This is a genomic window from Blautia sp. MSK.20.85 (genome assembly GCF_013317245.1).
GTDB lineage: Bacteria > Bacillota > Clostridia > Lachnospirales > Lachnospiraceae > Blautia_A.
The window spans coordinates 69,548-81,489 of record NZ_JAAIUN010000004.1; the positions used below are offsets into that span (position 1 = coordinate 69,548).

11 protein-coding genes are annotated in these 11,942 nt (G+C 43.0%); all 11 read left to right on the top strand.

Annotated elements, in window-relative coordinates; genetic code table 11:
• Positions 1–28: 28 nt before the first annotated feature.
• The 11 genes from G5B12_RS03385 (at position 29) to G5B12_RS03435 (ending at position 11,939) form a co-directional block, all read left to right on the top strand.
• Complete coding sequence (locus G5B12_RS03385) at positions 29–1,357, top strand: MBL fold metallo-hydrolase (RefSeq protein WP_244096027.1); 1,329 nt, start codon at positions 29–31, stop codon at positions 1,355–1,357.
• Between the two features lie 162 nt (positions 1,358–1,519).
• Entirely contained in the window at positions 1,520–2,794 is a 1,275-nt protein-coding gene (locus G5B12_RS03390) for a YARHG domain-containing protein (protein ID WP_021977184.1), read from the top strand.
• 38 nt (positions 2,795–2,832) lie between these two features.
• Entirely contained in the window at positions 2,833–4,062 is a 1,230-nt protein-coding gene (locus G5B12_RS03395) for a CpaF family protein (RefSeq protein ID WP_118062397.1), read from the top strand.
• A gap of 23 nt (positions 4,063–4,085) precedes the next feature.
• On the top strand, positions 4,086–4,946 hold the full coding sequence (locus G5B12_RS03400) for a type II secretion system F family protein (protein WP_174087742.1): 861 nt from the start codon (positions 4,086–4,088) through the stop codon (positions 4,944–4,946).
• A 13-nt stretch (positions 4,947–4,959) separates the two neighbouring features.
• Positions 4,960–5,823, top strand: a complete 864-nt coding sequence (locus tag G5B12_RS17985; protein ID WP_174087743.1) for a type II secretion system F family protein — start codon at positions 4,960–4,962, stop codon at positions 5,821–5,823.
• A gap of 68 nt (positions 5,824–5,891) precedes the next feature.
• Positions 5,892–6,110, top strand: a complete 219-nt coding sequence (locus G5B12_RS03410; protein ID WP_174087744.1) for a Flp1 family type IVb pilin — start codon at positions 5,892–5,894, stop codon at positions 6,108–6,110.
• A 3-nt stretch (positions 6,111–6,113) separates the two neighbouring features.
• Positions 6,114–6,806: a TadE/TadG family type IV pilus assembly protein gene (locus G5B12_RS03415; protein WP_021977189.1), complete on the top strand. Its 693-nt coding sequence runs from the start codon at positions 6,114–6,116 to the stop codon at positions 6,804–6,806.
• Positions 6,807–6,822: 16 nt separating this feature from the next.
• On the top strand, positions 6,823–9,330 hold the full coding sequence (locus G5B12_RS03420) for a DUF5702 domain-containing protein (protein WP_174087745.1): 2,508 nt from the start codon (positions 6,823–6,825) through the stop codon (positions 9,328–9,330).
• 11 nt (positions 9,331–9,341) lie between these two features.
• On the top strand, positions 9,342–10,052 hold the full coding sequence (locus G5B12_RS03425) for a TadE/TadG family type IV pilus assembly protein (protein ID WP_021977321.1): 711 nt from the start codon (positions 9,342–9,344) through the stop codon (positions 10,050–10,052).
• 21 nt (positions 10,053–10,073) lie between these two features.
• Entirely contained in the window at positions 10,074–10,634 is a 561-nt protein-coding gene (locus tag G5B12_RS03430; RefSeq protein WP_118071317.1) for a prepilin peptidase, read from the top strand.
• Positions 10,635–10,649: 15 nt separating this feature from the next.
• Positions 10,650–11,939 (top strand): WG repeat-containing protein, encoded by a 1,290-nt coding sequence (locus G5B12_RS03435; RefSeq protein ID WP_021977323.1) that lies wholly within the window; start codon positions 10,650–10,652, stop codon positions 11,937–11,939.
• Positions 11,940–11,942 lie beyond the last annotated feature (3 nt).

Here is an 11,942-nt window from a genome sequence, read left to right on the forward strand (position 1 = left end):
GCTGAATAAGAAACCAGAGGAAAAATAAATGAGAATACGAATGTACAATGTAGGATTCGGGGACTGTTTCTGCATTCGTGACAGAAAAAGCAGCCTGCTTGTGGATTTCGGGGCAGCCAACAGCAAGATTGAGGGACGGCCGCGAAGAGAAGTCTTTGACGTGATCATTTCAGATCTTACCACCATCCGCAAAAAAAATCTGCTTCTGACACATTTTCATCCAGATCATGTTTCCGGACTTCTTTATATGATGCGTTATCGAAGAGATGCCTACGAATTTGAAAAAATCTATCTTCCGGATGTGTTTTCCGGGCCGGAAATGAAATACACACTGGCACTTCTGCTCCTTGCGGATGTGACAAAAAAAGCCAGCCTTCCGGGAAGACGTGTCAGCCTTTTTGCCCTGGCAGAAGCCCTTTGTGCCAGAAAGGTAAAGATCGATCTTTTATCCAGAGGTTCAGAATTTGAAGGAAAATATACAGCACTCTGGCCGGATGTCAGTGAAGTCAGCCGGGAGACAGAGGAGGTATTTAATTCTCTGATCGAGAATCACGAAAACGCAATGACAGAGCTTGTGAACATTGCGGAGGAAGTAAGAGAGCTGTTTCTGTCCATGACAGAGGAGACACTGGAAGCAGAGGAGAAATCGGAGCCACTGTCTGTGCCAGAAGATACAGATGGGCCAGAGAGCTCTTTGAAAGACCCGAGAGAGTACAGCGGGGAAAACGAAGAATATACACAGGAAAAACTGGTGCTTGCAAATGAAGATGCAGGCGCAGCAATAGAAGATGCAGCAGAAGATCCGGAAGAAACCGAAAAAGAGAGAGTACGTCGTCTCAACCCGGAAAAACTGGAAAAGAAATTCCGTGAATTACAGGCAACAGAAGAATTTCAGGCACTTCTGGAGAGTGCGGAAAAACAGGGCCATTCCCTGCGACAGTTCCGCCACAAGATCAGCCTGGCATTCCAGAACACCATTGACGGCGAACTGAACCTTCTGTTCACCGGAGATGTACAGCCACAGTATATGAAGATGATCGCAGAGAATTATGACGGAAAGATCCAGCTTCACGAACATTACTGGTGCATCAAGGTACCTCATCATGGAACAGAATCTCATTTCTTCGATTTCAGCGGTTTTTCCCCGGAAAACATGATGATCCCCAACGGGGCGTACTACGATAACAGCAAGAAGAAATCCAAGAACCAGAGAACTTCCATGCAGTATGGCGGCCTGTTTTATATTAATGATGCTCATATGTACTGTTCCAACTGTGACTGCTGCGACAGTTATGAAAATGGATGTTCCTGCAGAGAGTACGATGTAATTTCACCATCATATTATAAAGATATCTGATCTGTAAAAAAAAAGGGGGCACACTAGGTGTCACATATTGAAAGAATTGTGTAAATGTAATAAAATTTTTGGAAAAGAAAAGATTTATCGCAATACCAGATAAATTCAAACAAATTGGACAATTAAGATCTAATATCAATCCAGAGGAAGGAGCGGGAATGTATGTATTGCGGAAGATGCGGTGCAGAAATAAAAGATAAAACAGCCAGATTCTGCGACAACTGCGGAGCGCCGCTGGAAACGGGCGGCGGTCAGAATGACTATGGCAGTGAAGATACATATAATGGAAGAGGTAATCGCAGAAACGGTACTTACAGTGGAACGGGTACCTATAATGATGGCGGAAATGGGACATACGGAACTTATGATCAGCCGTATAATAACGGAGGAAACGGAACCTATAACCGCTCACATAATAACAGAGGAAACGGAACTTATAATGGGACTTACAACAGGCGCACCGGTCAGAACCAGCAGGATGACAATCTGATCTGGGATGACGGACTGCCGGAAGTGCCAGATAACAGAGGAAACAAGGGCGATCAGAAAAAATGGCTGATCAGTATTGGATGTACAGTTGGAATCCTCGTGATAACAGTTGTCGTACTTGCTCTTCTCCTCGGAAAAAATTCCGGAGGAAGCGCCTCGGATATTGTAGTGAATATCACACAGGCACCAAAGGCTGAAACCTCACAGAACAGCACCAAAACAGCAAAAGCTGATACAGAAGAGAAACAGAATACAACAGCATCCAATCAGTCCACAACAAAAAACAGCAGTACACAGAAAAGTGTAAAAATTGCGACACCTACACCGTCAGCTGCAACAGATGCACAGGAGCTGCAGATCACAAATGAGCAGAAACCCCAGAGCTCATCTGCACAGAAAAAACAGTCAACGGTGCAGCCATCAAAAAAAAGTACACAGAAAAACACACAGTCTGCGAATACACAAAGTCAGCAGTCCCAGCAGACACAGCAGTCTGCTTCCCAGAGCCAGGCAGATAAAGATCTGGAGGCACTTCGAAATGCGCCGGTACAGGAATATACCATGCCGGAAGAAAGCACAAACAGCAGTACACAGAGTTCTCAGAACTCTACAGCAGGTACAACATCCGGATCTTCTTCAACGGCAACAACTGCAGGCTCAGGAGATTATATTTTTCCGGAGAGCAATTCCGCATATCTGACCAGGGATCAGCTGGAAGGCCTTTCCAAAGACCAGCTGGCGTATGCAAGAAATGAGATTTACGCGAGACATGGAAGAAGATTCCAAGACCAGATGTTCCAGGATTATTTCAATGCGAAATCATGGTATGTACCGCAATACGATCCAGACCAGTTCGATGCCATGCAGGATACGATCTTTAATGAATATGAAAAAGCAAACGCCAAGTTGATCCTTGAGGTAGAACAGGAACATGGATACACATACTGATCCGGTGAAAATGAGGTGATATTATGCTTTCAGAAGAGATGACAGGACGTCTTGTCAATGAGATCCGGCGTTTTCTTATAGCAGATGCGGCGACTTTGAGTAAGGCAAACGATGAACAGCTGCGAAGAAGAATTGCGGATATTGTAGACCATAAGCTGGTGAATTACAGGATAAGCCCTCAGGAGCGCTCCAGGATCGTACGTCTGGTATTCAGTTCCATCCGTGGAATGGGAATCCTGGATGAGATCCTTGCAGATGACAGTATTACAGAGATCATGATCAACGGACCATTCCACATTTTTGTGGAGCGTGCAGGAAGACTGGAAGCTCTGAACAAAAAATTTGCCAGCGAAAATGAGCTGAGAAATATCATTCAAAAGATGGTAGGGTCTGTTGGAAAAGAGGTCAATGAAGCCAATCCGATCGTAGATACACGACTGGCAGACGGCTCCCGTGTAAACGTGGTCCTGCCGCCGCTTTCCCTGTCGGGCCCCATTGTGACCATCCGAAAGTTTTCCAGAACTCCGATGACGGTAGACCAGCTTTTGAAATATGGTTCCATTACACCGGAAGCAGCGGATTTTCTGGGAAAACTGGTAAGAGCCAAGTATAATATCTTTATCAGTGGGGGTACAGGCTCCGGAAAAACAACGTTTCTCAACGCCATGTCGAATTTCATTCCACGGGATGAACGTATCATAACGATCGAGGACTCTGCGGAGCTTCAGATCGCAAATATTGATAATATCGTAAGTCTGGAAACAAGAAATGCCAACACTTCCGGAAAAGGTGAGGTAACCATTCGTGATCTTATCAAATCCGCACTGCGAATGCGACCGGAGAGGATCATTGTTGGAGAGGTTCGAGGCGCGGAAGCACTGGATATGCTGCAGGCAATGAACACAGGCCATGACGGAAGTCTTTCTACGGGCCATGCCAACTCGACCAGAGATATGCTGAGCCGTCTGGAAACCATGGTGCTGCAGGGAAATGCAGGCCTGCCACTTCCGGCTATCCGCCAGCAGATTTCCTCCGCACTGGATATCATCATCCATCTTTCCAGACTGCGTGATAAATCCAGACGAACCATGGAGATCACAGAAGTTCTGGGCTGTAAAAACGGAGAAATCCAGCTGAATCCATTATTTGTATTCAAGGAAACCCAGGGAAGTACGCTGGAAAAAGTGCAGGGACGACTGGTACGCACAGGAAATCCTTTGTATAATGATTATAAACTGCGGCTTTCCGGAATGCATTCAGGCCTGTAGATCATCAGGCCAAAAGGAAGATTATGAAAAAAGAAAAAAAACCAAAAACAAAAACTGTAAAACAAAAGAAAGTAAAACCTCAGAAAATAAAACAGAAGAAGGTTAAAGCTCCCAAATATATACCTGTAAAACCTGTTTTCGGAACAGCGGAGGATTATTATATTTATCGTCTGAATCCGGTGGAAACCGCAACAGGTGCGCTATTGGGCGGAATCGTGGGATTTTTCTTCAGTATGGTATTTTTCAGAAATGTGATTTTTTCCCTGATCGTAGAGCTGCTCCTTGTTGTTCCGGGAATCCGGAAATACCGGGATTATCTGAAAGACAAAAGAATGAAAAATCTTCTGTACCAGTTCCGTGATATGATGGAATCTCTTTCCGCATCCTATTCCGCAGGTAAAAATACCCAGGGAGCTTTTTTGGATGCCTGCGGAGATCTGATCGGAATCTATGGAGAAAAAGCAGATATTGTAAAAGAACTGAAACTGATCGTAGATGGTATTTACAACGGTCAGAGCGTTGAAGAGATGCTGAGTAATTTTGCGGCACGAAGCCATCTGGACGATATCGAAAGTTTTGCCACGATCTTTGAGGTGACCAACCGCTATGGTGGTGATATGAGACGAGTGGTTGGTGAGACCAGAGAGATCATTAATGATAAGATCGAGATGGAAATGGAGATTCGGACTTTACTTACGGCGAATAAGAACGATTTGAATATTATGATTATCCTGCCGGTATTGCTTATGTTAATGTTGAATGGAATGGGAAATATGTCCATTGTGCAGAATACACCATTAAATGTAATAGTAAAGATTGGAGTACTTATTCTTTTCGGAGTTGCTTACTATATGGGAAGAAAAATTGTAGATATCAAGATATAGGGAGAGAAAAGCAGTGGATTATTTTCAGTTGATTTTACTTGCACTGGCAACACCATTTACACTGATCTGGATATATCTGGCCATAACCGGTGGGAAAAAATATCAGAAATATACAGACAGTTCTTTCGCAAAAGAATTTCAGATGAGTGAGCTTTTGTGTGTGGGATTTTCGGTTATGAGAATTCTGCATATCAGTACAAAGACAAGAGCTGCACAGGCTAAAATACGTGAAGTTGCCGAGATCAAAGGGAAAAAATATGCGGAGTATTACTATTATATGCTTCTTGGGGCAAAAACAACGTATACATATACGATTGTTATAGTTGTAATGCTTCTTTCTGCAATGTCAAACAACAAAGGTCTGTTATTTATGGGATTAATTGTGGGAGGGCTTTTGATTTTATACCTGGATCTTGCACTTTTTGATAAGCTGACGGCAAGAAGACAGGAAATCTTACTGGATCTTCCACAGGTCTTATCAAAATTAACTTTGTTGGTTAATTCAGGAATGGTGCTCAGGGATGCATGGAAAAGAGTCTCCATAACAGGAGAGAGGGTACTTTACCAGGAAATGCAGAATACTAATCTCGAAATGGAAAATGGTGTTGCAGAAATTGACGCATACAGAAATTTTGCAGAACGATGTAATGTGAAGGAGATACGTAAGTTTACTTCTCTGATCATACAGAATCTGAATAAAGGTAACGAGGAACTTGCTTATTTCATGAAAGATCTTTCTGATGAAATGTGGGAGGTCAAAAAAAGTCAAGTGAAGCAGAAAGGTGAGAAAGCAAATACACAATTGCTTTTGCCGATGATGCTGATTCTTATCGGAATTCTGATTATGGTTATGGTTCCGGTAATGCAACAGGTATGATAATAAACGGCATAAGCCGATTATTATAAAAATATTGCACAATGCAAACGAAAATGGAGGACAAGAGTATGACTAGAAAACTTAATTTACTTTGGATCAGCGCAGGAAACAAAATCCGCAATTTTGTGGAAGAGTTTAAGAATGAAGAGGAGGGAATTGCTGAGATTGTTGCGATTGTTCTGATTATTCTTATTGTTGTTGGCGTGGCGGCTACATTTAATACTAATATAGGCAATGTTGTAGAAAATGTATTTGGTAAACTGACAAATTTTGTAGATAATAACTAAAATATGAACAGGGAAAACAATAACTCCGAAACAGGCGCCATCATGGTAGAAGCCGCCATCTATTTTCCCATCACCATTGGCATTGTCATGGTGGTGCTCTATTTCGGATTATTCAAGTTGCAGGAGAGCTACTTTTTCTTTCAGGTAGAAAGAGCAGCTACAGAGCTGGCGAGAGAAGCGTCTTACCCTGGCTATGACAGTTTTACAGATGAAAATCCTCTGAAAAACAGCAAGGTGGATTTTGACTGGGAAAACGGTCCGTCGGAATCACAGACGAAATCTTACTATGCTGCATATAAAGGCAGTGCTTCGAAGATCTACCGATGGGGAGTGGACAGTAAGCTTGCCAGGCGGGCAGCAGATTACCAGCAGGCGCTTCAGAAAAACAGTGCATTGTTTTCCATGGGGCGCACAGAAGCCTATGTAAAGGTCAACAGTTCCTTTTTGTCCAAGTCGGTACAGGCAGAACTCAGGTATGTTGTTTCCACGCCCGGGATACTGAAGTATCTGGGACTACGGGACAGCCTGACGATCTATACGGCGGCATATCAGCCGGCAATCAACAGCACGGACTTTGTGAGAAATGTGGATCTGGCCTGGGACATGGGAAACTTTTTCCTGAAAAAGCTGGGACTGGACGGAAAGGCTCAGAAACTGGGAGAAACCTTTGATAAGGTGAAAAATTTTTTGTTTTAACTGGGGAGGGAAGTGTATGCAGTTATTTTGCGGGAAACAGAGAGGATCGATCTGCGTACTTCTGACGTTGATATTGGTACCGGTCTTGATGTTTAGCGGAATTATTGTAGATGCTTCCCGCCTTTTTGCGTCAAAGACAGTAGTATCCGGTGCCGGAGATCTGACCATGAATGCGGCACTGGCACAGTATGATAAGAAACTGAAGGATACATATGGACTGACAGCCATGGCAAAAACTCCGGATTCACCGGACGAACAGCAGAAGCTGGAGCAGATGTTCAAAGAATCCATCAACGCAAAAAATCTGACAGGTGAAAGCAGCGATGGCTTAAGTTCACTGATACAGCTGGAAGAAACTGGCTTTGAGGCAAAAGGGGTGGCATCTTCATCCCTGGCAGAAAACGATGTTTTCCGTCAGCAGGTTATGGAATATATGAAATTCCGGGGACCTGTCTATATGGCGGATGATATTGTGGGGAAGATCAAGAAGCTTCCTTTCAACAATGTAAAAAAACAGCAGAAATATGTAAAAGCAAAGTCAGAATACGCCCTGAAAGCGTCAGAACTCAGCGAGCCTATACAGGAGGCAAAGGAAGCTGTGGAAGCACAGACGGGTGCGGTAGATCAGTTGTCAAATACAGATACTGGTTTTGCGGAGGAATATCAGAAAAAAACAGTATTTCGTCTGGCTGCGAAATCACTGCAGAAATATCTGAACGAAGAGATTGATGCACCGTTTCCGGAGGAAGCACCTGATCAGTTGACGTATGATGTGATTGAAGAATATCTGAATTATCCATTCAGCTGGGACAGCGGGAATACTACATTTGATGATCAGATGTATAAAAATATGGTAACTTTACTTGCTGTGTATCAGGTAGCAGAAGCTGATCCGGAAGTGAGAGCTGAAATCAGTGAAAGATTTACTTCAGAAGAAATACAGACATTTAATTCCATCAAATCTGTGATCAACGGAAATATCAGCAGTATGAATAAAATCTATTCTGATGCGGCCAAAACATATCAGGCCTGCATTAAGGCTTTGGAGAAAAAAGCGGATGAGATCATAGATAATGGGAAAAAAGCCAACTCAGCGCTGGATGACGTGCTGAAATGCTGGAGGAAGGTTGCTTCTAAAAAAGAAGCATATAACAAGGCAAAAGAAGATCTGATCGCAGCCGGAGAAACGGTTGAGGAAAGTGCCGGAGAAGATATTGAAATTAATGAAACAGATCTTAAAGAACTGAAAGAAACGATTCAGAATAATATAGATACAGCGAAAGCCTTTAAAGAAATGATAAAGAAATTCAAAAAGGTAACGGGAAATTTTGAAAAACTTTCTGTGGATGAGGAAGAGGCATCATATATAAGAAGTATGGGCGGCACAGCAGCTACAGAAACATTCTGGGCCCAGCATGAGGAGGAAATCGGTGGAAGTCTGTTAAATGAACAGTTCAGGGGAGGATCTTTTTATAATCCTGAGGATACAACCTTTTATCAGACCACCCTTTCCGGTGTAAAAAATGAAGACAGTGACACGACGCAGGAAGATACCAGAGCGCAGAACAGAGAAGCGGCAAAAGAGGCCAGCGGAAATTATACACAGACGAAAGACTCTCTGAATAATTCCGGAAAAGAGCAAAACCTTTCAGAAAAAGAAGGGTATCCTTCCAAGTATCCGAGCGGAATCGCCAAAACATCAGCAAGTGCAACGGGAGACAGTCCGGCAGAAGTAGATGTAAGTGCAGATAAAAAAGCAGTAGAAAGTTCCAAGGATAATGTGGATCTTCTGAACAGTGTTCTGACCTGCCTGGACAATCTGTCCGGCGGGATAATGGAACAGGCATATCTCATGGAATACACCACAGAAATGTTTAACTGTATCACGACCAAAGACGAAGATACGTCGCTCAGCAATGACAAACTTTCCGAACATGTGATCTGGAATGGGGAAATTGAATATATCCTTTATGGAAATGCTTTTACCGGCAAGAACAAAACACTGGCAGTAGCACAGCTCTATGGAACAAGGCTTGCCATTGACAGTTTATATGTTTTTATGGATTCAACTCTGAATGCAGAAGCAGATACAGTGGCAACGGTTGTATGCGGAGCAACCGGGCAGCCATGGCTTTATCCGGTTGTAAAATATGGATATCTTTTCTGTAATGCGCTGAGAATGGCAGCAACGGAAACCGTAGCGCTGGTTAACGGAGAAGAGTCGGCAGTATGGCCGGGAAAAGCGGATGGCCTTAAGTTCACTTACAAAGATTACATGAAATTATTTGTTCTGGTTAAGCTTGCAGATGAGAATGGTAAAAAGGATCTCTCCGTCCGTGCGGCAGACTGTATCCAGCTGAACACCGGCTCAACGCTAAGTCAGAAATATACCATGCTGACGCTGAACGCGAAGGTACAGACATCAACCACATTCCTTCCGAAAGTTCCGGAATTTCTGGGAAAAGGAAAGAGTACAGATGATGGCAGGAGAATCATAGATTACAAGAGTGTTTTGGCTTATTAACAGGAGGGGCAATGTCAGACAGAAAAGAAAATGGTTCGATCACTGTGGAGGCAGCACTGTTTATTCCCATGTTCCTGTTCGCGTTTATGTGCATATTCAGTCTGATCTCCTGTGTGAGGGCACAGGTACTGATCCAGTATTCTGTGGATCAGGCAGCGAAAGAGGTTGCGGAATACAGTTACATACTGGAAAAGACAGGCGTTCTGGACGCATATAAAGGACTTAATACAAAATCAGAAGAATTCTCAAAACAGATGGAGGACATTAAATCCAATCTGGAAGTGATCGAGAATACAGCCAAAAGTGTTACAAACGGACAGGGAACCATACAGGATGTGGCAGATGCCGGAAAGGCGGGAAAAGCTACATATGATCAGCTGAAAGAATATAAGAAAAATCCCAAGGAGTTTGTGAACGGTGTTCTGAACTATGTGAAAAACGGCGCATGGAACAAGCTTGCCAGTTATATGACAGGAGTCGTTGCAAAATCCTGTGTGAAGCAGCAGCTGAGTGTGGCTTCCGGAGGACAGGATGCAGACGAATATCTGGAAAAACTGGGAGTTTCCAATATGAAATTCAGCAAAAGTTCCTGGTGTGCAAAAGGTACCAATGACATAAAGATCGTTGTGGATTATGATATCAAAACGGAATTCCCGTTCTTTGATCTGGGAACAAGACATTACCGTGTCTGCGCTTCAACCCGCGTATGGGCAGGCAGCTGACGGATTGACCAAGGAGAAAAAATGGAACATATAAAAAGTCTTATAAAAGAAAAAAAATATATCCTTCTGATCATAGCAGCACTTGTTTTAGCCGAGATATTTTTTTTCAGCAAATATGGCTATCACTGGCTGAAAGCAGTCCGATATATGATATTGACGGTTTTTATGGTTTTTCTCGGATTTATCGATCAGCAGAAAACCATTATACCCAATAAGCTTCTGCTTTTCATGTTTGTCATAAGGGCAGTGATACTGGCAGGAGAAATTACAGTGAAGCCTTCTTACTGGCTGGATATCCTGAAATCAGCAGGAGGTGGAATGCTGCTGGGATTTCTGATCTTTTTTCTGGCCAGGATCTTTTCCAGAAAAAGTGTCGGAATGGGAGATGTGAAGCTGGCAGCCGTGCTGGGATGGTATCTTGGAGGCTCTCTGATATGGTTTGACATTGTTGTGAGTTTATCGCTTGCGGCACTTTATTCGATCGTACAGCTGATCCTCAAAAAACTGAACATGAAGGATTCCATTCCTCTTGCTCCGTTTTTTTCTGTGGGAACGATCCTGATTTTGTTACTTGGCTTTTGATTCGTAGAGGTGCGTATGAAAAAATTAATGGTTCTGATGATGACCGGTCTGCTTGTGGGAGCATGGTATACAACATTTACTTCTGCAGTGGAAAAACCGATGGAATATAAAAAATGTCTCCAGCAGGCTCAGAAAAATGAAGAAAAAGGAATTTATTACGATGCAATCCTGGAATATAAGAAAGCATTGGAGTATGATGGAGATAACCGAAATATCTATATGAAGATCGCGGAAGATTACAGAAATATGGGAGATGATTCCGGTTTTGTGGATGCATGCAACAGTGCGATCTCTCTTGACGGAGATAATGAACAGGCAATCCTGACACTGGCAGATTATTACGTGGAGCAGGATGAGAAACAGGACGCCATTGCCCTTCTGAAAAAACACATCAAGAAGAAAAAAAACAGTGGCGCGCTGAAGGCAAAGCTGGATTCTCTGGCAGGAGATTTCCAGTTTATCGGAGATGAATACGATAATATTTCAGAAACCTGCAACCATTATATGAGGATCACATCCGGAGAAGATGTGGGTATCCTGGATGAAGATGGAAATTCTGTGATCCGTGCGGAATATCAATATATCGGAATGTTTGGTGAAAACGGTTTCGCGCCGGTTGAGAAAGACGGCGAATGGTATTATATAGATACAAACGGTTATAAGCGGCGACAGCCGGACGAGACTTATGAATATCTGGGAACCTTCAATGAAGGGGTACTTCCTGCAAAAAAGAACGGGAAATATGGATTCCTGGATGAAGATTTCAATGAAAAGACGGAATTTGAATATGATGCGGCGACACCTATGCTTAATGGTATTGCAGCAGTAAAAAAAGATGAAAAGTGGGCTCTTATTGATAAGGACCTGAAGATTATTACAGATTTCGGATTTGACGATGTAGTCAGGGATGCCTGGGGCTTCTGCTCCAGAAATGGTGTCGTATTTGTAAAAACCGGTGAGCAGTATCAGCTGCTTAACAGTTCCGGTGTACAGATCGGCGAAAATTATGAAGCAGTTTCTCCGTTTATTTCCAAAAATCCCGCAGCAGTTCAGCAGGCTGGAAAATGGGGATTTGTTTCATCAGAAGGAGAAAAAGTTCTGGACTGTATGTTTGAAAAAGCAAGAAGCTTTTCTGCCATTGGATATGCGGCAGTTCAGTCGGATGAAAGTTGGGGATTTATTAAGAGCAATGGTGATTTTGTGGTAAATCCGCAATTTGCAGATGCCAAGAATTTTAACAGCAGTGGAATTGCACCAGTACTGTCAGAAGGAAAATGGAAACTGATCCAGCTGGATATATACTAAGAA